This window comes from uncultured Microbulbifer sp. (assembly GCF_947498635.1).
Lineage (GTDB): Bacteria > Pseudomonadota > Gammaproteobacteria > Pseudomonadales > Cellvibrionaceae > Microbulbifer > Microbulbifer echini.
In genome coordinates this window covers 113,830-136,476 of sequence record NZ_CANMKV010000004.1, presented here as the reverse complement: position 1 = coordinate 136,476, position 22,647 = coordinate 113,830, and the positions used below count along the sequence as shown (strand labels likewise).

Annotated in this window: 18 protein-coding genes; 6 read left to right on the top strand and 12 right to left on the bottom strand. The window is 52.4% G+C overall.

Translation table 11 applies throughout. The annotated features are described in order from the left end of the window. Nucleotide 1 precedes the first annotated feature (1 nt). Both egtB and Q1A69_RS03495 read right to left on the bottom strand, forming a co-directional pair. On the bottom strand, nucleotides 2-1,285 hold the full coding sequence (egtB, locus tag Q1A69_RS03500) for an ergothioneine biosynthesis protein EgtB (protein ID WP_299581183.1): 1,284 nt from the start codon (nucleotides 1,283-1,285) through the stop codon (nucleotides 2-4). 188 nt (nucleotides 1,286-1,473) lie between these two features. After that, nucleotides 1,474-4,026, bottom strand: a complete 2,553-nt coding sequence (locus Q1A69_RS03495; RefSeq protein ID WP_299581181.1) for a TonB-dependent receptor — start codon at nucleotides 4,024-4,026, stop codon at nucleotides 1,474-1,476. 294 nt (nucleotides 4,027-4,320) lie between these two features. On the opposite strand from Q1A69_RS03495, the gene Q1A69_RS03490 reads away from it, so the two are divergent. Further along, the gene (locus Q1A69_RS03490; RefSeq protein WP_299581179.1) at nucleotides 4,321-6,678 is read left to right on the top strand and encodes a penicillin acylase family protein; all 2,358 of its coding nucleotides are present in this window, start codon (nucleotides 4,321-4,323) and stop codon (nucleotides 6,676-6,678) included. Between the two features lie 74 nt (nucleotides 6,679-6,752). Here the strand turns inward: Q1A69_RS03490 and Q1A69_RS03485 are convergent, their stop codons facing one another. The 8 genes from Q1A69_RS03485 to Q1A69_RS03450 all read right to left on the bottom strand — a co-directional run bounded on the left by Q1A69_RS03485 (nucleotide 6,753) and on the right by Q1A69_RS03450 (nucleotide 15,838). Continuing rightward, nucleotides 6,753-7,016, bottom strand: coding sequence for a hypothetical protein (locus tag Q1A69_RS03485; RefSeq protein WP_299581177.1), 264 nt, complete (start codon nucleotides 7,014-7,016; stop codon nucleotides 6,753-6,755). Between the two features lie 102 nt (nucleotides 7,017-7,118). Next, nucleotides 7,119-8,504, bottom strand: a complete 1,386-nt coding sequence (gene cysG, locus Q1A69_RS03480) for a siroheme synthase CysG (protein ID WP_299581174.1) — start codon at nucleotides 8,502-8,504, stop codon at nucleotides 7,119-7,121. Between the two features lie 89 nt (nucleotides 8,505-8,593). Further along, nucleotides 8,594-9,877, bottom strand: coding sequence for a serine--tRNA ligase (gene serS / locus Q1A69_RS03475; protein WP_299581172.1), 1,284 nt, complete (start codon nucleotides 9,875-9,877; stop codon nucleotides 8,594-8,596). A 52-nt stretch (nucleotides 9,878-9,929) separates the two neighbouring features. Then, nucleotides 9,930-10,304 carry a fluoride efflux transporter CrcB gene (gene crcB, locus Q1A69_RS03470; RefSeq protein ID WP_299581170.1) on the bottom strand — a complete coding sequence of 125 codons (375 nt, stop codon included), beginning with the start codon at nucleotides 10,302-10,304 and terminating at the stop codon, nucleotides 9,930-9,932. 18 nt (nucleotides 10,305-10,322) lie between these two features. Further along, nucleotides 10,323-11,666, bottom strand: a complete 1,344-nt coding sequence (locus Q1A69_RS03465; protein WP_299581168.1) for a replication-associated recombination protein A — start codon at nucleotides 11,664-11,666, stop codon at nucleotides 10,323-10,325. After that, on the bottom strand, nucleotides 11,659-12,270 hold the full coding sequence (gene lolA / locus Q1A69_RS03460) for an outer membrane lipoprotein chaperone LolA (RefSeq protein ID WP_299581165.1): 612 nt from the start codon (nucleotides 12,268-12,270) through the stop codon (nucleotides 11,659-11,661). The genes Q1A69_RS03465 and lolA overlap by 8 nt, the downstream gene beginning before the upstream one ends. 76 nt (nucleotides 12,271-12,346) lie before the next feature. Further along, a complete protein-coding gene (locus tag Q1A69_RS03455; protein ID WP_299581162.1) occupies nucleotides 12,347-14,689 on the bottom strand; it encodes a DNA translocase FtsK in 2,343 nt (780 codons plus the stop codon). Nucleotides 14,690-14,821: 132 nt separating this feature from the next. After that, nucleotides 14,822-15,838 (bottom strand): methyltransferase domain-containing protein, encoded by a 1,017-nt coding sequence (locus tag Q1A69_RS03450; protein ID WP_299581159.1) that lies wholly within the window; start codon nucleotides 15,836-15,838, stop codon nucleotides 14,822-14,824. A gap of 446 nt (nucleotides 15,839-16,284) precedes the next feature. On the opposite strand from Q1A69_RS03450, the gene trxB reads away from it, so the two are divergent. From trxB to infA, 4 genes are all read left to right on the top strand, one after another. Further along, nucleotides 16,285-17,229: a thioredoxin-disulfide reductase gene (trxB, locus tag Q1A69_RS03445; protein ID WP_299581156.1), complete on the top strand. Its 945-nt coding sequence runs from the start codon at nucleotides 16,285-16,287 to the stop codon at nucleotides 17,227-17,229. Nucleotides 17,230-17,296: 67 nt separating this feature from the next. Continuing rightward, nucleotides 17,297-18,016, top strand: a complete 720-nt coding sequence (gene aat / locus Q1A69_RS03440) for a leucyl/phenylalanyl-tRNA--protein transferase (RefSeq protein ID WP_299581153.1) — start codon at nucleotides 17,297-17,299, stop codon at nucleotides 18,014-18,016. After that, nucleotides 18,009-18,728, top strand: coding sequence for an arginyltransferase (locus Q1A69_RS03435; protein ID WP_299581150.1), 720 nt, complete (start codon nucleotides 18,009-18,011; stop codon nucleotides 18,726-18,728). The genes aat and Q1A69_RS03435 overlap by 8 nt, the downstream gene beginning before the upstream one ends. 126 nt (nucleotides 18,729-18,854) lie before the next feature. Then, on the top strand, nucleotides 18,855-19,073 hold the full coding sequence (infA, locus tag Q1A69_RS03430; protein WP_252465869.1) for a translation initiation factor IF-1: 219 nt from the start codon (nucleotides 18,855-18,857) through the stop codon (nucleotides 19,071-19,073). Between the two features lie 92 nt (nucleotides 19,074-19,165). Here the strand turns inward: infA and clpA are convergent, their stop codons facing one another. Both clpA and clpS read right to left on the bottom strand, forming a co-directional pair. Beyond that, on the bottom strand, nucleotides 19,166-21,445 hold the full coding sequence (gene clpA / locus Q1A69_RS03425; RefSeq protein ID WP_299581147.1) for an ATP-dependent Clp protease ATP-binding subunit ClpA: 2,280 nt from the start codon (nucleotides 21,443-21,445) through the stop codon (nucleotides 19,166-19,168). Nucleotides 21,446-21,579: 134 nt separating this feature from the next. Further along, nucleotides 21,580-21,960: an ATP-dependent Clp protease adapter ClpS gene (gene clpS / locus Q1A69_RS03420; RefSeq protein ID WP_299581143.1), complete on the bottom strand. Its 381-nt coding sequence runs from the start codon at nucleotides 21,958-21,960 to the stop codon at nucleotides 21,580-21,582. A gap of 280 nt (nucleotides 21,961-22,240) precedes the next feature. Between clpS and cspD the strand changes: the two genes are divergently transcribed. Next, entirely contained in the window at nucleotides 22,241-22,549 is a 309-nt protein-coding gene (gene cspD, locus Q1A69_RS03415) for a cold shock domain-containing protein CspD (RefSeq protein WP_299581140.1), read from the top strand. Nucleotides 22,550-22,647: the final 98 nt, after the last annotated feature.

Sequence of the window (22,647 nt, the reverse complement as noted above, 5' to 3'; positions counted from 1 at the left end):
ATTAGTCTCCTGCTAAGCGGATACCGGTAAATTGCCACGCTTGATGTGGGTAAAAGAAATTCCTATAGCTGATTCGGATATGGTCTGCCGGTGTTGCAAAAGAGCCTCCACGCAAGACCTTCTGATTACACATGAATTTACCGTTGTATTCACCAACCGCATCCTTGTGCGCCTTATAACCGTGGTACGGCAAATAGGCACTAGAGGTCCACTCCCAAAGGTCGCCCAGAAACTGAGTCTGACCGTTTTGGGCAGGCAAAGGCTTCAAATAGCGCTTTTCAAGCAGGTTAGCACTGGCAAATTGATTCAACTGACGCAGATGGCAGGCAGCCGCCTCCCATTCAAACTCTGTAGGCAGTCTCTTACCGGCCCAGGTTGCAAAGGCATCCGCCTCATAAAAAGATAAGTGATGAACAGGTTCGAGCAGATTAATAGGCTGTAAACCATGCAAAGTATATTGCTGCCAACCGTCCGCTGTCTCCCGCCAATACATAGGGTGACTTTGCCTGTGCTGTTGTACCAGTGACCAGCCATCAGACAGCCATAACCTGTGTTTTTGATAACCTCCGTCTTCAATAAACGCTAGGTATTCATCATTACTGACTAAACGCGAGGCTATAGAAAAACCAGGTAGAGACTGCTGATGGACAGGCCCTTCATTATCAAAAAAGAAGTCTTCCCCATCACTACCGATACCATAAAAGCCACCAGGAATTTCTAGCCAGCGTAACCTATCGATATTATCGACCTCGTCCTCTGGTAGGCTATCGCTGTAAGAGGGCGCCATTGGGTTCAATGAGAGTGCGTGCTTTATATCCGTAAGCAACAATTCCTGGTGCTGCTGTTCATGATTGAGCCCGAGATCGATCAACGCATTGAGGGCTGGTGAAAGGGCGTGCTCACGAAGCAACCGTTCCATCGCAGTATCAACAAACTGCCTATAGGCGTAGACACGCTCTATACCCGGACGGGAGATTAGGCCTCGCTGTGGTCGGGAATAGGGGGTTCCCAGACTATTGTAATAAGAATTAAAGAGATGGTGAAAAACTGGATCAAAGAGCTGATATTTAGGCTGGAAGTTAGCAAGAATAAAGGTTTCAAAAAACCAACTGGTGTGCGCCAGATGCCACTTTGCAGGACTGGCATCTGGCATCGACTGTAGTTGCATATCCTCAGCAGATAACGGCGCAGCAAGATGCTCTGTCTCCCCCCGCACTCTTAGATAAGCTGTAAGAACCTGTTGCCGTACCTCATCCAGAGATACCTCGGCTGCAAATATTGTCATATCAATAATCGAATACGATGGAATTCAGTTCTATTAAAATCATCATACGCAGTTTTAGGCGTATTCCTAAGACCTTGCCGACCTATACGAGCCTATTCCCGCCAGTTTATTTCTGAGAGGAGACTCCACGCAAAAAAAAGGGCCGGTAAACCGGCCCACACTCTCATCATGCTGACATGTATAATGAATTAAAATCGCGCAGTGAAATCGGCACCGTACATTCTCGGCATAAAGCGCCACGCCGGACTAGCACCGATAGCCGCACCCGTACCGCCATAGCCTCCAGCAACCTCTTCATCGGTCAGATTCTGAACCCAGAGCGCCATAGAATAATTATCTGAGGCGCTGTTCCAAGCGGCACGCAAATTAAATAACTGATAATCATCGACTATACGGGTTCTATCGGTGATTGAACCGATGCGCTCATCCGTCCAGTTATAATCCCCACGGAAAATAAATTCACCACCAGAAGCTAAATCGACGGTGTACTCCGCCATCAAATTGAACTTACTCTCAGGGGTAGAAACCCTTGCTTGGCCAACCTTAGAATCCGCTTCAGTCTCCCCGATTACCTCAATAATCTGGTAGTCCGTGAATTCGGTATCCAAATAGGAGTAATTTCCAGCAATAAACAGGCTATCTGTCGCGGCCCACTGAACTTCCACCTCTGCGCCAGTGCCTTCAGCATCAGCGTTTCTCAGGTTGTAGCTGGGGATGGGAACCCCCACCAGATCCAGTTCCTGAAGGTTTTTATACTCATAGGCGTAAACAGATGCATTCAGGCGCACGCGGTTATCGAACAGATTACTCTTGAGGCCCACTTCCAGGTTGACCACATCCTCCTGGTCGAAGGAGGACTCGACACCCGGACCAAAATTGAGACTGTTAAATCCACCGGCTTTAAAACCATCAGCCAGAGAGATATAGGTCATCATCTCTTCCGTCCAGCGATAATCCAACACAATACGCCCAGAAATATCGCTCCAGCTATCACTTAACTTAGAGTTCAGCTGTGTTTGACCATTGTTATAAAAGGCAATACCAAAAAGCTCTGAACCCAGGTCAATTGGCGGCAGGGTCATTGTACCGACCGCGTTGCCGTCTCCATCGACGAGCCCGACTTCCCCACCCGACAATGACAAGGGAATACTATTGCCATAGGCGGTCTGGATAGTGAAATCTTTCTTATCGTAGGTGTAGCGAGCCCCGACCGTCAGATCCATTTTATCGGAAATGCTCCAAGTCATATCGCCGTAGATAGCCGTGGAGCGGTAATCTCCCGTGTTGCGCACACTCTCATTCCAAGGCGCGTCGGAGGCTATCCAGGGCTGGAAACCTGCCATCATCTGCGCTACGACATCCTCCGGATTGAGCATGCTGCCAGAAACATAGTCCGGTGCCCCAAGGGCTAGAAGTAACTCATCCACCTGCCCTCTCTGCAACATCAAGTCATAAACAAAAGTCGCACTAGCAATACCTTCCTGACCGAGCGACTGTAAGAGCTGGCGATTGATAACGGCCAGATCTTCCTGCTCCGTCTGAGTGAGCTCTGGATAAAGTGCTTTAACCCCTTCATAAATAGCGAAGGATTCAATAGAGCCCGTCGTGAAATAGGCGTAGGTGGTATGATCCAGCTCCTCTTGGGAATAGGAAGCCCCCAGAGTCCACTTGATATTATCGGTAGCCCCGTTAAGACGAAACTCCTGCGAAAACTGGCTCTGATCGTCGGTATTCGCCGACCCAAACATATGGTCCGGATTGGCAGTGCCATCCTCATCCTGCTGCAAGTGCGCATCAAATTTACGGTAGGCAGTGATGGAGGTGAAGGTAAAGCTATCGAAATCTTTGCTGACTGTTAGGGACGTTCCAAAGGCATCCCTGTCTTCAATTGTTGGGGTGTCCAGGGCATAGTCACCAAATACATCGGTCCCCACTTTTAAACTTGGCACTATGGTTGTGCGCAAGGCACTCCCTTGATCCATTACGCCATAGTCCGCTCGCCACAGCACCTCGGTATCATCTGAAGGTTCCCACAGGACCGACGCACGGTAGGTTTTGGTATCCTGGTCTCCCGCCGAGAATCCACCGGCTAAATTATCTGCAAAGGGATCGCGGCGATTGGTCGAGGCTGAAAAACGCGCAAACAAATTATCGTTCAGCTGGCGATTAAAAAGCAGGTCGGAGGACTGGCGCCCATAGTTACCAGCGGTAAGATTCAATTCTATGGAGTTATCAGCCTGGGGCTTGCTCGTAATAATATGAATCGCACCGCCCGTTGCATTTCGCCCAAACAAAGTTCCCTGTGGTCCTTTGAGAATCTCAACCCTCTCAATATCGGTCAGCGGAATTTCGGCACCAGCTCCGCGGCCGGTATACACGCCATCCACATAGACGGCAACCGCCGGATCTGATCCCACTGTCCAATCGTTTGTCTGAATACCACGAATACTATACGTTGGTTGCAAGGCGGTATCGTTATGCATTTCGACACCTGGCGTATATCTCCCCAAATCCGTCAGATTTTTGACACCAGACTCTTTTATATTTTCACCCGAAAATGCAGAGATCGCGATAGGAACTTCCTGCAGATTTTCCGCGCGTTTTTGTGCCGTAACGACAACCTCCTCGATTTCCGCGGCGTGTAAACCACCGCTTACCGCAGTAAGGAAGGCAATGGTCCCAGAGAGGATGGATAGGTTAAATTGACGGTTTTTTGGAGTGCTACCAACATCGTGCATCATCGCGTCCTCGCGTTTATTGTTATACAGCGTGATGTTTTGGTTTATTCTTTTTGTTATTCCACGCCATCTTACGGTTGCATTTTTGGATTTAAAACCCCGTTATGACCTTTTTCTTTTGACTAGTCAGTTTTGTGAAGGATTGCGTAAAAAGACAGGTTAATAGGCGAAAATGTATATTCATTACCGTCACGAAAAGTTACCAACCTGTGTTCTCCAGTAACTTGCTTAACCGCTGTAACAGCGGAGACCGATTTATCTGGCGTTTATTAAAATAACCAGCCCACAGGAAAAATTATGGCGCGCCCGTCTTACTTGAATAGTCGAATCTTGCGCTTACTACTCGTAGTAGTAGCATTCGCCGCACTTACCTTCCTTACAATCTGGCTTTGGTGGAGGCAAAGTTTACCAATCCTGGAAGGGCATCTAGATACCGGAAAAATCATTCAGCCCGCGGTTATCCACCGCGATGACCAGGGTGTTGTAATGATTCAGTCCACTGATCGCAATAGTTCAGCCTTCGCTCTGGGTTTTTTACACGCCCAAGAGCGGTTCTTCCAGATGGACTTGTTGAGGCGCAGCTCTGCTGGCGAACTGGCCGAATTAGTTGGCCCAGCCGCGTTGAGAAAAGATAAAAAAGTACGCCGCCATCAATTCCGCAAACGGGCAGAAAGAAATATTAATGCCATGCCCGAGGCACAGCGCCAACTATTGGAGCACTATGTACGCGGAGTTAATTTTGGCCTGCTTGAATTGGGCACCCGGCCATGGGAGTACTTGCTTTTAGGACAGGAGCCCAGGCCTTGGAATGCCGCCGACAGCCTACTGACAACCTTTAGTATGTATTTAACCTTACAAAGTGAAGAGGGAAAATTTGAGCGGCGCGACACTGCCGTCGCTGAATTATTGCCGCAAGATCTCTACACCTTCTATTTTCCTGCTGGAGGTAGTTGGGATGCTCCCCTGATAGGTAAATCAGAACCCGCCGGCCCACTCCCCGAAACACCAATCTCTTCCCTGCTCGGTAAAGCTGATCCAATTGTCTACCAGACAATGGAAAGCGACGACAAAGTTTACGGAAGTAATAATTGGGCTGTCGGTGGAGCACTAACAGAGCATGGCGGAGCGATCATCGCCAATGACATGCATCTGGGGCTGAGTGTACCCAATATCTGGTTTCGTGCAGGCTGGAACATACCCAACACCGATAGACACATTCGCGGTGTCACCTTGCCGGGCGGTCCGATCATTGTGGCGGGAAGCAATGGTGCGATCGCTTGGGGGTTTACCAATACTGGGGGAGATTGGGGCGACCTCATCCCCCTGGAACTGAACCAAAATGGTACGCAATATCTCACCCCTGACGGCTGGAGAGATTTAGCCATCGAACAGGAAACTATTAAGGTAAAGGGCGCCCCCGACGAACTTGTCGTGGTGGAAAAAACCATCTGGGGACCTGTTATCGGCACAAATCACCGCGGGACTCCCCTGGTTTATCGCTGGGTCGCACACGATATGCCCGGTGGTAATATGAATTTATTGCGCATGGAGTCTGTCACGACAACCAGCCAGGCTTTGGACCTGGGTCCTCAAATCGGCATCCCACACCAGAATTTTGTTGTGGGTGACCGGAAAGGCAATATCGGCTGGACAATTGCCGGAGCTATCCCCAGGCGTGTTGGTTTCGATGGCAGTCGTTCGGTTAGCTGGGCCGAAGGTAAAGCCTACTGGGACGGTTACCTCTCCGCTGAAGAGCAACCACGAATTGACAATCCAAGCTCCCATCGGCTTTGGAGTGCCAATGCCCGCACAGTCAATGGCGACTGGCTAAAGACAATAGGCGATCACGGTTATGCCCTTGGGGCCCGGCAACAGCAAATTCGCGATAGCTTGCTCGCGGGCGAGGAATTTGATGAACAGGACCTGCTCGATATCCAGCTGGACGATAGGGCCATCTTCCTACAGCGCTGGCAACAACACCTCTCGGAATTCCTGCAAGACCGGGAGGGCTACACAGAGGTTTATCATCAGGTGCGCAACTGGGGGGGGCGAGCCAGTGCAGACTCCGTTGGATATCGTATCGTCCGCAACTACCGCTTGCAGTTTATGACACTGAGTACCGCCCCAATCCTTACCTATATGCGGAAATCCCAACCGCGCTTTTCCTTTGGCCAGTTAAAACGCCAATTTGAGTATCCGATCTGGACACTCGCTCAAGAAGAACCACAACACCTGCTGAATCCTGACTTTGAATCCTGGACCGCTCTCAAACTGGCCGCACTCAATCAAGTACTGGATCAAATGTCGGCTGATGGACACCCTCTGAAACAGCAGACCTGGGGCCAACAAAACACCGCATCCATTCAACACCCACTGGCGAGGGCATTTTCTGCCATAAACTGGTTTACCGCCATGCCCCGCGACCAATTGTCGGGGGACACCCATATGCCGAGATTCCAGTCACCCACCCACGGCGCCTCCGAAAGAATGGTGGTCTCCCCTGGACGAGAGGATCGAGGGATTTTTCATATGGCGACCGGCCAAAGCAGCCACCCGCTATCCTCATTTTTTGACAGCGGCCATCTAAACTGGGTAGAGGGGAAACCTTCCCCCTTGATGGAGGGCGAAAGCCACTACCAACTCACACTTCAATAATTGCCGGCTTCCCAGCTTGATGCTTCCATCATTCAGCACGCCCTCATACCGCTTTAGTAACTGGGAATCCAGCATCAAGCGGTTTCATCGAGTATTGCGAAGGACAGAAAGGCGGTAAAAAAAGTGAGCCCGAGCACAAACGGTAAAAGAGGAAAACACAGCATGAGCAGTGAGGCGCCAATCCAGAGCCAGCGCACCAGATCTTTCTTTTGGCGATACTGGTAACTATAGCGGCGCGTATCACAATCCAAATGGCCTAACAGCGGAAGCTCCTGCTGCTGGGGGAGAAAAAATCGCACAAAATTAGTGCAATAAAAGCAGACAATCGCCAGTAGCATGGCACAGACACCTGACGGAAAGACCTCTTCAGTATAGATTCTGCCGGTCGAGAGGGGCGGTATCAGAAATTGCGGCCACTCCTCAAGACCCACTGAATTACCCTAGCCCGCCTGGTACCAATTCAGTTTTTCATGCAAGCTGACAACACCACCGATGATTGTGAGGGTGGGTGCACGCACGGCTTTCTCCTCGGCAAGTGAAGGCAACGTATTAAGATCACCGATAATTACCCTCTGCGCCTGGGTGGTACCCTTCTCTATCAGTGCTGCCGGTGTTCCCACTGGCAAACCATGACGCACCAATTCTGCACAAATTTTCTCTAAGCCGGTCAAGCCCATATAGAAGACCAATGTCTGGCTCCCGGAGGCCAACTCTCCCCACGGTAGGTCGAGGCTGCCCTCTTTTAAATGGCCAGTAATAAACCGCACCGACTGAGCGTGGTCCCGGTGGGTCAGTGGAATCCCCGCATAGCTGGCGCAACCAGCCGCCGCTGTAATACCCGGCACCACCTGGAAAGGAATTGAAGCATCGGCGAGCTTATCGATCTCTTCGCCACCCCGGCCAAAGATGAAAGGGTCACCACCTTTCAGCCGCAACACTTTCTTTCCCTGCAGGGCGAGGTCTACCAGCAGTTGATTGATACCGTCCTGGGGTACAGCGTGGAATGCCTTTCTTTTACCGACATAGATGCGCTCCGCATCGCGCCGTACCAGATCCAAAACCTCTGGAGACACCAAACGGTCGTAGAGCACAACATCTGCCTGCTGCATCAGCCGCAATGCACGGAAAGTCAGTAGGTCGGGATCTCCCGGACCGCCGCCAACCAGATAGACCTCTCCAATCGGATTGGGACTCCCCTGCCAGTCCTGCAAGGCAGCCAAAATTTCCTTCTCCGCATTCTCCAGCTGACCCGCTTCGGCCCGGCGGGCAACGGGTCCGGCAAAAACCCACTCCCAAAAATTTTTGCGCCTCGCCTCGGGCAATGACGCTTTCACCTTCGAGCGCATCCGCGCCGCGAGATCTACCAGAGATGCCAGCCCTGGCGAGAGCAGCGCCTCAAGCTGAGCGCGAATGCGCCGCGCCAGAACCGGTGCCGCTCCCCCACTGCTGATACCGATGGAGAGATCTCCACGCTCAACAATCGCAGGAAAAGTAAAAGTACATAACTCCGGAGCGTCCACGGCATTTACCGGGAGGCGACGCTCCCGGGCATCAGTGGATACACTGCCATTCACTGCAACGCTATTCGTTGCGGCTATCACCAGATCTGCCAGGTCCAGATATTCGGCAGAGTAAGTTGCCCGGTGCCACTCACCGCTGGAATCAATCACCATCTGGTGCAATTCCTCAGTGATATCCGGTGATACCACCACTATTCGAGCACGCGCTTTTTGTAAAAGACGAGCCTTACGAGTGGCTATAGAGCCGCCGCCAATGATTAGACAGGGGCGGTCTTTAACATCAAAAGCGAGAGGAAGGTAGCGCACGTCTAAATCCATAAACAAGCAGGTGGATAAACTGCCACCCTACAAAGAAAAAAGGGCGAACAATAAGTCCGCCCTTTGAAACAAAGCCCTTAGGAAGCAGAGATGACTTCCTGACCGCGCATATAAGGGCGCAGCACCTCTGGTATCTCGATGCTGCCATCCTCACGCTGATAGTTTTCCAACACCGCGATCAGGGTACGGCCCACGGCGAGGCCGGAGCCATTGAGGGTATGCACCAACTCCGGCTTACCGGTGTCCGGGTTGCGCCAACGGGCTTTCATACGGCGCGCCTGAAAATCCCCCACCAGAGAGCATGAGGAGATTTCCCGGTACTTATCTTGGGATGGAATCCAGACCTCTATATCGTAAGTCTTGCGTGCAGCAAAACCGATATCACCACCACACAACACTACCGTGCGGTAGGGCAGGTTCAGTTTCTGCAAAATGGTTTCCGCATTTTGCGTCAGAGTCTCAAGGGCTTCCTCAGATTGATCCGGGCGCGTTACCCATACCAACTCCACTTTCTCAAATTGGTGCTGGCGAATCATGCCGCGGGTATCGCGACCGTGAGAACCCGCCTCGGAACGAAAGCAAGTCGTGTGCGCCACCAGTTTGTGTGGCAGGCTCTCTCCAGCCTCAACAATATGGTCGCGATACATATTGGTAAGCGGCACTTCCGCGGTGGGTATCAAGTAGAAATCGCGCTCATCACTTAGCTTGAAGAGATCTTCCTCAAACTTCGGCAACTGAGAAGTGCCATAGAGTGAATCGCTATTCACAATCACCGGCACATTGGTCTCTTTGTAACCGTGCTCTTCTATATGGGTATCGAGCATAAACTGGGCAAGCGCGCGATGCAGGCGCGCCACCTCACCGGTCATCACAGCAAAGCGCGAACCGGTAAGCTTTACTGCCATTTCGAAATCGAGACCACCGAGGTGAGAACCCAGATCCACATGGTCCTTGATATCAAAATCAAAAGAGCGCGGCTGGCCCCAGCGACGCACTTCTACATTGTCATCTTCACTTTTGCCTTCCGGTACAGAGGTGTCCGGTAGGTTGGGAATCGCTGACAGAATCGAATCCAGCTCTTCCTGCAATTCAGACAGCGCCTGCTTGGCGTTTTGTAATTCACCACCGAGGGACTCCACTTCTTTCAGCAGAGGCGCAATATCTTCACCGGCGGCTTTGGCTCGACCGATATTTTTCGATTTGCTATTGCGCTCGTTTTGCAAACTCTCGGTGCGCACCTGCAGCTCTTTACGGCGCTCCTCGAGGGTTTCCAATTTGGCAGTATCCAGTTCTACACCGCGCTTTTTCAGGGCCGCGGCCACCTGGTCCATATCCGTGCGAATCAGTTTGGGATCGAGCATCGTTTCCAGTTCGCCTGTAATCAGGCTCCTACAACAAAATTTAGAATATTGGTTAAAAATAACGCGTCGCAAATGCGACTGCAGCTCCGGTGGCCGCAAGGCAGCAAATAAGGCTGCTGACAATATAGACAAGGGCCAACAAAGGCTGGCCATTGTGCCACAGTATCAGGCTCTCTAGGGAGAAAGTAGAAAAGGTGGTCAGCGCTCCAAACATGCCTGTCATTAATAGTAGGCGCCATTCCTCCCCTAGCATTGCTCTATGAGTAATCAATATATAAGCAATGCCGATCAGAAATGACCCCAACACATTCACCAGCAATGTACCCAGCGGGAACTTGCCGTTAAACACCGGGTAGCACCAAATGGTTATCAGGTGACGAAGGATTGCCCCCAAGGCACCACCTATGGCGATGGCCAACCACTGCATTCTTTCTGCCCCTCTGTCCTAGGGTTTGTTTTTATAGCGTTGGTGAGGGCTTTCACTGTTAAGGCGGCGCAGCGCCTGCAATTTCTCCGAAATTTTTAACTCCAGCCCTCGACCAACTGGCTGGTAATACTGCCGATCGGCAATTTCTTCGGGGAAATAGTTTTCCCCCGCAGCAAAAGCATCGGGCTCATCGTGGGCGTAGCGGTACTCAGCGCCGTGCGACAGGCTTTTCGCCAGTTTGGTGGGCGCATTACGCAAATGAATCGGCACTTCGTAGCTGGGCTCCCGTCGCACGTCAGCCACCGCGCGTTTATAGGCACTATAAACCGCGTTACTCTTGGCGGCGACTGCCAGGTAGGTGATAGCTTGGGCGATTGCCAGTTCTCCTTCGGGGCTGCCAAGGCGCTGCTGCACATCCCAGGCACTTAAAGCCAACTGCAGCGCGCGCGGGTCGGCATTACCAATATCTTCACTGGCCATACGCACCACCCGGCGGGCAACATACAAGGGATCACAGCCACCATCGAGCATGCGCACAAACCAATAGAGTGCAGCATCGGGATCGGAGCCTCGTACAGATTTGTGCATGGCCGAGATCTGGTCGTAGAAGTAGTCACCCCCCTTATCGAACCGGCGTACATCAGCACTGAGAACCTCGCTGAGAACCTCTTCGTCCACAACCAACCTGGCGCCCTCCTCCCTGGCGAGATCACAAGCCACCTCCAGCAGATTTAAAGCGCTGCGCGCATCTCCATCGGCAGCGCGTGCAATCTTGCTTAATACATCCTCGGGAACGCTGACATCCCGCGCCAGCAATTGATCGTCGGTCCGCAAGGCATATTGCAACAAACCGAATAAATCCGTCTCAGGAATACTGCGCAGTAAATACACCCGGCAGCGGGACAGCAGCGCATTATTTAACTCGAAAGCCGGGTTTTCGGTAGTGGCGCCAACAAAGGTCACCGTACCCTCTTCAACATAAGGGAGAAAGGCATCCTGTTGCGCCTTGTTGAAGCGATGAACTTCATCCACGAAAAGGATGGTATTGCGACCGGATTGTATTCGGTGTTGCTCGGCCTCAGCCACAGCTTGGCGTATATCTTTCACCCCGGCCAGAACAGCGGAGAGCGTGGTGAAGCGCGCATCACACTCTTGTGCGAGCAGCCGGGCAAATGTCGTTTTACCAACCCCCGGAGGCCCCCACAGGACCATCGAATGCAGTTGACCGCGCTCAACCGCCTCGCGCAGAGGTTTACCCTTCCCCAATAAATGCGACTGGCCCACATAATGGGCCAGAGAATCGGGCCGCATCCTCGCGGCCAGAGGTTGGTGTCTTTGTGGGGATTGAAACAGATCACTCATCTTTGATTATATCTGTACCAGCTGGCGGCTTGAAATTGAAGATAGAGGCGGAGAATTTAGGATTTGCTTTCACACTACTAAATTTAATCTCAGTAGTTTGCCCCATGCTGTCACGCACCAACATTTTTGCAGGCAGACCATCTTTGGCAAAGCGAATTTCCATAGCCTTGAAGGGCGCCTTAGGGTTTTTCGGAGTCAGCTGGTACGCGCCCTCTTTGAAAACCACACTGAAAGAATTGCGGATCTCCTCAACCTTGCCACCGAGCAATAGTGCTGGAGTCTCCTTCATGCGTGCATCCACCGGCCGCACAGTGACTTGCTCAAGGTCTGGGTCATAGAGCCACAGGGTTTTGTTGTTAGTGACTAAGAGCTGAGCGTAGGGCTCACCCGTTTTCCAGCGCAACTTACCCGGACGTTGCACGGAAAAACTGCCATTACTTTTTTGCGACACCTTGCCGCGTTCATCAATCAAGGTCTGCTGAAAATCGCCGGAAAGAGAGGCCAGCGGATGCAGTAATTTGCCGAGATCATCGGTGGCATCAGCCCAAGCTGCACTGGCCACAACCGTAAAAGCTGCCAGGAAACTGCGTAGAATGTTCTTCATCATTGATTTCCAGTGTGTTGATTTCCTTAAAGATTAGCCACCGGCAAGTGAACCTTAGCTTAACTGCGACTCCCCCTTAAGCGGGGGGCGGAGCCAGCACTTCACGATTGCCATTATGCCCTGCAGGCGAAACAACTCCGGCAGCCTCCATGGTATCGATCATGCGCGCGGCGCGATTGTAGCCGATGCGAAGCTGGCGCTGTACGGAAGAAATAGAGGCCTTGCGCGACTTGGTGACAAAGGCGACAGCTTCATCATAGAGAGCATCTGACTCTGGATCATCTTCTTCACCACCTTCCGACTGCAGGCCAGGTACCGGAATGCTGTTGTTGCTGTCATCGATAATTCCATCGATAAAATCGGGCTTACCTCGACGCGACCAGTCTGCAACTACCTTGTGTACCTCATGATCATCCACAAAGGCGCCGTGGACCCGCACAGGCACACCGCTACCTGGGGGCAGATAAAGCATATCGCCGTGGCCGAGTAACTGCTCGGCTCCACCCTGATCCAAAATTGTGCGTGAATCCACTTTGGAAGAAACCTGAAAACCGATCCGGGTGGGCACGTTCGCTTTGATCAGGCCGGTAATCACATCCACCGAGGGCCGCTGAGTAGCCAGTAGCAAATGAATTCCTGCAGCGCGGGCTTTCTGTGCAATACGGGCAATCAACTGCTCAACCTTTTTGCCGACAATCATCATCATGTCAGCAAATTCATCGATAACAACAACGATTGCTGGCAGGGGCTTCAGCGCGGGCGCGGTCTGCTCCTCCTGTGGAACACTGGATGCAGGATCTGCCTCCCAGAGAGGATCGAGAATCGGCTCACCGGCCTCTTCGGCCTCTTTCACCTTGCGGTTAAAGCCCGCCAGGTTGCGCACCCCCATGGTCGCCATTAATTTGTAGCGCCGTTCCATCTCACCCACACACCAGCGCAAACCATTGGCGGCATCATTCATATCGGTAATCACCGGGGTGAGCAGATGGGGAACCCCCTCATACACCGACAACTCCAACATTTTTGGGTCAACCAAGATCAGGCGAACCTCATCGGGGGTCGACTTATACAGTAGGCTGAGCAACATAACGTTGATACCTACCGACTTACCCGAGCCTGTGGTACCGGCAACCAACAAGTGGGGCATCTTGGCAAGGTCTGCCACTATCGGTTGCCCGGAGATATCGTGTCCGAGCGCTAGGGTCAGCGGTGATTTGGCATTTTCATAAACGTCCGCGGAAAGTACTTCACTGAGGCGCACCATCTGGCGGTTTTCATTGGGAATCTCGATCCCCACCACCGATTTTCCCGGTATCACTTCCACCACCCGCACACTGATTACCGCCAGGGACCTAGCCAGATCTTTAGCCAGGTTAGAAATCTTGCTGACCTTGACCCCCGGTGCCGGCTGGATTTCAAAACGGGTTACCACTGGGCCCGGCAGTACCGACACAACCTCGGCCACCACACCAAAGTCCTTGAGCTTCAACTCTAACAAACGTGAGAGCGCCTCGAGGGATTCTCGTGAGAAGCCCGGTTTTTTATTCTGGTCGGAGGGGTCGAGCAACCCCAAAGGCGGCAGAGTTCCGGTAACCTCCCCAGCCTTGAACAGCTCACCTTGCTTCTCCTTGGCTACACGGGGGCTCTGCTTTGGCTTCGGCGCCGTCGCTTCAATCTTCGGTGGGATTCGCTTCGCTGTGCGCTGCTTTTCTTCCTCGACAGCAGCTTTGCGCACAACTATGGCCTCCCGTGCGACCCGTTGCTCAGTGCGTTTCCGACGCCATTGCTGGTAGTAACTCCCCAGCCAAGCGAGCATACCCAGCACATTACGACCGATGGACTCCGCCAGCTTAAGCCAGGAAAGGCCGGTGAACACCGTGGTACCAATGGCAAAAATTGCCAAGAGTAAAATCGTTGCCCCCACATAACCAAGGCTACCCTCAAGGGCACCCGATAGAGCGCCTCCAATAATTCCACCATTGGTAAAAGGCAGGGGATTGTCTGCAGGTGAAAAGCACAGAGTTGCTATGGCAGCACCACTGATCAACAGCAGTATCAGACCAAAAACTCTGAGCGCAAACAGGGGGGCATGAAAGCGCGCATTGCGATCGCGCAAGACCCTATAAGCGCGTAAGCCGATCAGCACAGGGAACAGATAAGCCATCCAGCCCAGCAAGGATAAACAGACATCAGCGAGCCAGGCCCCAGCCGGACCAATAGCATTATGAATCTGCCCAGCCTGCCCGGTATGAGACCAACCGGGGTCTTGGGAATCGTAACTTAACAAGCTGATCCCCAGCAGCAGTGCGCCCGCGAGCAGACTGATTAATGCTCCCTCGCGAACCAGGCGGGCGACGAGTGAACCCGGCAATGCACCGCTCTTCTCAGAGTTTTCTTCGGTTGCGCTCTCGGCCTTCAATGGCTTACCTCAATATACTTTGTTATTACTTTATTACTCCGGCAATTGCTTGCCCCACACCCGTTACCATTCCACGTTCAAAGAGGGCGGCTACCAGAGTAAGCTCTTATCGCCAGCCCAATTATCTTTGATTTACAACGGTTTGTATGTGCGATAAATACAGGCCGGGACTTTCAGCAAAATATCCTCGCCAGTATCCCGCCAGAGTGCCGAGTCGCGCACCTCTTGAGGCGCCCTGTCGCGAGCAAAGTTATTCAATATTTCCAGCTTGCTGGAATCTCCCGCCAATTCAGCATCCAGTCTAGCCCGGGTACTATAGGAAAAATCAACTTTAAAAATTTGCTCGTATTCCGCGAATCCCGCATTTTTAAAAAGCCAGGTTAATTGATCATCTCTAGGGAAGTAGCGATTGAAGGCTTGGGATTCACAGCGAGCCAACATGCTGGTTTTTCGTACAATATCTGTAAAAACATCCTGCCAAACACCGGTGGTTGGCAGCAATTGCCAAATAATAAAGCGCCCACCCTTTTTCAAGATGCGAAAAACTTCCCTCATTACCAGTGGTTGATCTAATTGGGGGACTTCATGCAATCCCATTTTGAGTAGCACCACATCAAAAGATTCCGTCTCATAAGGCAGTGCCCTGGCATCCCCCAGCGTAATATCGACAGCTCCCTCACGCACTTTTGGATCTATTCGGCGCAGCTGAGAATAGTGGGTATCGCACATGCTGAGAGAGATCCCGATCGCGCTCTCCTCAGCATATTCCAGGAGTACCTGGCTGGTTGTGCCGCTCCCACACATCAAATCCAACACTCTATCGCCATCACAAAGGTCAAGCGCTTCAAGCAACTTGCCTCTCGATTCCGATGAAACCTCAGGAGTATCTAAAGCGTCTTGGTCGAGCACATTGTACCCATCTGCCACAATATCGCACCTGACCTGCAACTGAAGGGTTGAGAACAACTCAACCAGATCGGGTGGACCGTGCAAACTGGCCAAATGGCCGCCCTCCGGTCCTAGATCAATGGATAACTTCAAGGAAAACGTATCATCCAGGATTTCGGAAGCAAATACCTGCGCCTCTTTACTCAGGCTAAATGTAAACGTGGGATGCCCGACCAAATCACAGTCCAGATTTAAGGGCACAATCTTTCTACCTTGCCGCATGGCTTTGCCCATTGGCCGTAGTTGTCCACCCAGCATCTGATTGTCTACCTGAAGGGTGGAAATACTTCCTCCGAGCCCTCTTTTGACTAAGTACAGTTACTTTATAACTACCCCGCCCCCCACTTCACATTAACTAACAACATTTTCTCCAGGTATTTTTCACTAAAAAAACAAGGAATTAAGACCAGAATTTAATGTCCTTTCGCATGTGGATTCGATTTGAAGGATGGGCTTTAGAGGACCCACATCAACCGAAATAGCACTTTCCAATGGCACAAATTGAGGCAAACTATTTCGTCGAGCTGTCACAATCGCCTATTATATCGCCCAATCTAATAGCTTTGGCTGATCAAAAAATGGCCGGCTAGGTGGACACACAGTCCACTGGATAAACTTTGTACACAGACAGGTTTAAAGAGAGCTTCATGAGCAACAACCATCATCGACTGATCATTCTCGGTTCTGGCCCCGCTGGCTACACAGCGGCGATCTATGCCGCCCGCGCCAACTTGAATCCGGTAGTCATCACCGGTATGCAACAAGGTGGGCAGCTGACCACCACGACCGAAGTAGAAAACTGGCCAGGTGGTATTGCGGATTTGCAGGGTCCCGACCTGATGGTTCAAATGCAACAGCACGCCGAACGCTTCGACACTCAAATTATTTTTGATCACATCGAATCTGTTGATCTGAAAAACCGCCCGTTCACCCTGAAAGGCAATGAAACCTACACCTGTGATGCGCTGATTATCGCCACCGGCGCCTCTGCCCAATACCTTGGCCTACCCTCTGAAGAGGCCTTCCAGGGCCGCGGTGTCAGTGCCTGTGCGACGTGTGACGGCTTTTTCTACCGCGACCAGAAAGTCGCTGTTGTTGGCGGCGGCAACACCGCGGTTGAAGAGGCACTTTACCTCTCCAATATCGCCAGTGAAGTCACCCTTATCCATCGTCGTGATGAGCTTCGCGCAGAGAAAATTCTGCAGGATCGCCTGATGGATAAAGTGGAAAACGGCAATATCAATGTTTGCTGGCACCACGCCCTGGATGAGGTTCTCGGGGATGATAATGGCGTAACCGGCCTGCGCCTTCGCAGCACCCAGGATGATTCCACCAAGGAACTGGACGTTTCCGGTGTATTCATTGCAATCGGTCACAAGCCGAATACCGGTATCTTCGAGGGGCAGCTGGAAATGAACGGAGGGTACATTCTCGTTCAAAGTGGTCTCGAAGGTAATGCCACTCAGACCTCAATTCCCGGTGTTTTTGCCGCGGGCGATGTTTCCGACCATATCTACCGCCAAGCCGTCACTTCCGCTGGCACCGGTTGTATGGCCGCCCTGGATGCTGAGCGCTTCCTCGACGCCCAGTAATCGCTAGTCCTCCGGGTGGCCTTAAGGCCACCCGACCTCCCCAGCCTTCCAGGACAGGTATCAGTTCGTGGCACGGAATAACCAAAGCCGCCTGATGTGGCTCGACCACACCCAAATCGATTTCCCATCCACACAATCAGCCCTTGAGGACCCCAATGGACTCTTGGCAGCCGGCGGCGACCTCACCCCAGAGTGGTTACTGGCCGCATACCGCCGCGGGATATTTCCCTGGTACTCAGAGGATCAGCCAATCCTATGGTGGAGCCCCTCGCCTCGCTGTGTCGTGATTCCCCAAGACTTTCGTATTGGCCGCAGTCTGCGTAAAGCACTGCGCCGGGGTACTTTTACCGCCACATTTGACCAAGCATTCGAACGGGTCGTGGAAGGCTGCCGCGCGCCAAGAGCCGAGGAGGATGGTACCTGGATCACGGAAGAAATGGCCGAAGCCTATATCGATATGTACCACCTGGGCCATGCCCACTCCGTCGAGGTTTGGCGGGATGAAAAACTGGTTGGCGGGCTTTATGGCATTTCTATCGGTCAGGTATTTTTTGGTGAATCAATGTTTCATCGAGAAACAGATGCTTCCAAAGTCGCTTTTGTCCACCTCGTTCGCCAATTAGAATTGTGGGGGTGCACACTGATCGACTGCCAGGTGAGCAATCCGCACCTGAGCAGCCTGGGAGCCATTGAAATGTGTCGTAAGGATTTCGAACACTTACTGGAAAGCGGCCTGGCACAGCCCGCCTTTCCACAGCCCTGGAAGCTTTTGTGGACTTATGGGTAAATATTCTCAGCTCGACTCAGTCCGTCTATTGGCAACCCTGCCCCACCCCTGCGGTTACCTGCCGGACCGGGAGGCCACTACCGTGTTTGTGGACCCACAGACAGAGGTAGATCAGCGCCTGTACAACCGGTTGTCAGAGCTCGGCTTCCGTCGCAGTGGCGCCTACCTGTATCGCCCACAGTGCGCCTCATGTAGAGCCTGTGTGCCCGCACGTGTGCCAGTGGGCCTATTCGTGCCCGATCGTAACCAACGCCGCTGCTGGAAGCGCAACAAAGACCTGGATATATTTCATATTGAGTCCATAGATACCGATGAGCATTACGAGCTCTACGCACGCTACATTGAGCAGCGCCACGCCGATGGGGAAATGTACCCCCCAAGTCGTGAACAATACCGCAGCTTCCTGAGCCCAGCCTGGGGAGCGACGCGCTATATTGAGTTGCGCGCGCGCGGGCGGTTAATCGCTGTAGCGGTCACTGACCTGCTCACAGCGGGTCTATCGGCCATCTATACTTTCTTCGCCCCCGATGAGGACAAGCGCAGCCTCGGTAGTTACTGCATTCTCTACCAGATTGAGTGGGCCCGACGGCTCGGCCTGCCGAACCTCTATTTGGGTTATTGGATCGAGCAGTGCCATAAAATGGCTTACAAAAGTCAGTTCCGGCCGATCGAAATGCTTACAGAAAACCGCTGGAGTCTGAAGTCTCTGTAACCCCAACGCACGCGCCCTTTGCTCTATTCAGTCTTTTCGTGCAAAATGCTCGCCCGTCGAGCCGCGGCTAGGCAAGATTGCCTCCGGGGTAAAGGTCTGATCAAGTTATTTGAAGGTTGCTGCCGCATGGCAAAAGACGATTATATTGAAATGGAAGGTGAGGTGGTCGACACCCTGCCAAACACCACTTTCCGAGTAAAATTGGAAAACGGACACGTGGTCATTGCGCACATCTCAGGAAAAATGCGCAAAAACTACATTCGCATTCTCACTGGCGACAAGGTCAAGGTGGAACTTACCCCCTACGACCTGAGCAAAGGCCGCATTACTTACCGCGCTCGCTAATTAGCTCGCCAGGCAGATACCTTCAGGGGTAATTTGCCGGGATACAAAAAAGCCACCGTAAGGTGGCTTTTTTGGTGGGCTTTCGTACCTGCTCAGGCGGGCACCGCCGTTTGTATCGACAGCTCATCATTCTCTATCACCACCACGACACGACCACCCTCCTCTGCCAGCTCCCCAAACAGAACAGACTCCGCTAGAGGTTTGCGCAGCTTATCCCGAATCAAGCGAGACATGGGACGGGCCCCCATCTTCTCATCGTAACCACGAACCGCCAGCCACTCGCGCGCCTCATCATCCACGATCAGAGTCACACGGGAATCGTCCAGCTGTGCCTGCAGCTCAACGATAAACTTATCGACCACAGTCTTAACCACATCCAACGGTAGGGAGCCGAACTGGATAATGCTGTCGAGACGGTTGCGGAACTCCGGGGTAAACATCTTTTTAATCTCCTCCATACCATCGGAAGAGTGATCCTGACTGGAGAAGCCGATCGATCGACGACTCATCAGCTCAGCCCCGGCATTCGTAGTCATAATCAGGATCACATTGCGGAAATCCGCCTTGCGCCCGTTATTGTCTGTCAGGGTTCCGTGATCCATCACCTGCAAAAGCAGATTAAAGACTTCCGGGTGGGCCTTCTCGATCTCATCGAGTAATACCACACTGTGCGGATGCTTGGTCACCGCATCGGTTAAAAGCCCGCCCTGATCAAAGCCAACATAACCCGGAGGTGCACCGATCAGCCGGGAAACTGTATGTCGTTCCATGTACTCGGACATATCGAAGCGGATCAGCTCGATGCCCATGACCTTGGCCAGCTGGCGGCACAGCTCGGTCTTGCCGACACCAGTTGGGCCAGAGAACAAGAAGGAGCCAATGGGCTTCTCTTCCGCACCGAGCCCAGCACGGCTGAGCTTAATTGCCGTACTCAGGGCCTCAATGGCTCTGTCTTGGCCGAATACAACCATCTTGAGATTGTCATCGAGTCTCGCCAGCTGCTCTTTATCCGATGCGGAGACACTCTTGGCGGGAATTCGGGCCATCTTGGCAATCACAGCCTCAATTTCACCGATACCAATCACCTCTGTACGCTCTCCAAGTGGCAGCAGAGACTGGTAGGCTCCCGCCTCATCAATCACATCGATCGCCTTATCCGGCAGGAAACGTTCGGTGATATGACGACTGGAAAGCTGAGCTGCTGCGTCAAGGGCCGCGTCTGTGAAGCGAACCTTGTGGTGATCTTCGAAACAACTCCTGAGGCCCTGCAGTATCTGCACGGTCTCCTCTACGGAGGGCTCACTGACATCAATTTTTTGAAAACGACGAGAAAGCGCGCGATCTTTCTCAAAAATGCCACGATACTCAGTAAAAGTGGTGGAGCCAATGCAGCGAAGCTGGCCGCTGGAAAGTAGCGGCTTGAGCAGGTTGGAGGCGTCCATAACGCCACCAGATGCTGCGCCGGCTCCAATAATCGTATGAATTTCATCAATAAACAGAACCGCGTGCTCACGCTTTTTTAGCTCTGCCAACAGGGCCTTAAAGCGCTTTTCAAAATCGCCGCGGTACTTGGTTCCAGCGAGAAGAGAGCCGAGGTCAAGGGAGTATATAGTGCTATCTTTCAGCGGCTCGGGGATATCTTCATCCACTATACGCCTGGCCAACCCTTCAGCGATCGCAGTTTTGCCAACACCGGACTCACCAACCAGCAAAGGATTGTTCTTACGGCGTCGCGCAAGTACCTGAGTGACTCGCTCTACTTCTGGGCCACGTCCGACTAGAGGATCGATACGACCGAGGATCGCCTCCTGATTCAGGTTGGTGGCGTAGCTCTCTAAGGGGTCCGAACCTCCGGGCTCAGTACCGGTCGTAATCTCCTCTTCCACTTGCTCTGCTGCGGTGTCAGAGCCGTGATGATGATTGTTGCCACTGGATCCGACACGGGAAATCCCATGGGTGATGTAATTGACTACATCAATACGCGCAACACTCTGTTGCTTCAGATAGTAAACTGCCTGGCTTTCCTGTTCACAGAAAATAGCCACCAGCACATTGGCCCCGGTCACTTCTTTTTTGCCCGAGGACTGAACATGGAAAACGGCCCTTTGAAGGACCCTCTGAAAACCGAGTGTGGGCTGGGTCTCGCGATCGGTGTCGGCCTCCGGGATCAATGGCGTGGTGGAATCCACAAACTCCAATAGTTCGCGGCGCAATGCACTCAGGTCGGCTCCACAGGCATGCAACACGTCAGCGGCTGACTCATTATCCAGGAGCGCTAGTAGCAGGTGCTCCACAGTCATGAATTCGTGCCGTTTCGCTCGCGCACCTTTGAACGCCAGATTGAGCGTTACCTCTAAGTCCTTGCTGAGCATTTAAACCTCAAACCCTAATCGCCAATATTTCCCGCCGACTCCGCTGGTAGGCGCGCACCCTTTGCCGGCGTCTATCTCCTGGCTGACTCCCTTCAGGTGACGGGGCCCTTCTAATAAAGCGGTTCTATTAAAAATCAATCGTCTTTACTCTCGTCCGCCTCAATTTCACACAGCAGTGGATGTTCATTCTCCTGAGCGAACTGATTGACCTGTGCAGCCTTTGTCTCCGCTATATCCCGAGTATAGACACCGCACACTGCTTTTCCCCGCATGTGTACTTGCATCATCAACTGTGTGGCGCGCTCCCGGTTAACCCCAAAAAATAACTCCAGAGTCTCCACAACAAAGTCCATGGGGGTGTAATCATCATTCAGCATGATGACTTTATACATAGGGGGGCGCTTCAGCTTTGGCGGCGCCTCTTCTAGCGCGAGCTCGCCATCTGCACCCTCATGATCGTAGTAGTCCTCTCCAGAGTTACCGGAGCCTAGTTTAATGACCTGCAAAATACTCATAACAATTATCAATGTGTTCTATCGAGCTCAGAAAGTGCGACACTCGCAACCATCAACGACCTGCCATTGTAACCTTATTTGACCAACGACACAGGGACATCACAGCGTCGAGAGCGGCTCCTTGACATTCCCATACCAGTTGACTACAAGAGGTAGTGCCTGCTCGCGCACAGCCGTTAGTCGCAGATAGGATTGCAGTCGACTAATCCGCAGGTCAAATAAATATAAAAACTCTGTAAGGTGGCCGGACGGCCACTCAGGCAATTAGAGGGAATTCGTTATGCCTACTGGTACCGTAAAGTGGTTCAACAACGCTAAGGGATATGGGTTTATTCTTGCAGATGAAGGAGGGGAGGATCTGTTCGCGCACTATTCCGCAATTCAGATGGAAGGCTACCGAACCCTGAAAGCCGGTCAGCAAGTAACCTTTGACATCGTCAGGGGTGACAAGGGCTATCACGCTGCAAATATTTCCGCCGCAGTGTCCGCAGAGGCTGAAACTGGCGCTCACAGTGCCGATACCAGCATTGATACCGACCTCGCCCACGCTGAGAACATCAGAGAAAAAGAGGCCGAAGTACTCGACTAACGCTCTGCGCAGCCAAATGATCTCAGCGCACCAACAAAAAAGCCCTTCGCTGCAAAGCAAAGGGCTTTTTTGGGTCAGAGCCAGATCGTACGACCCGG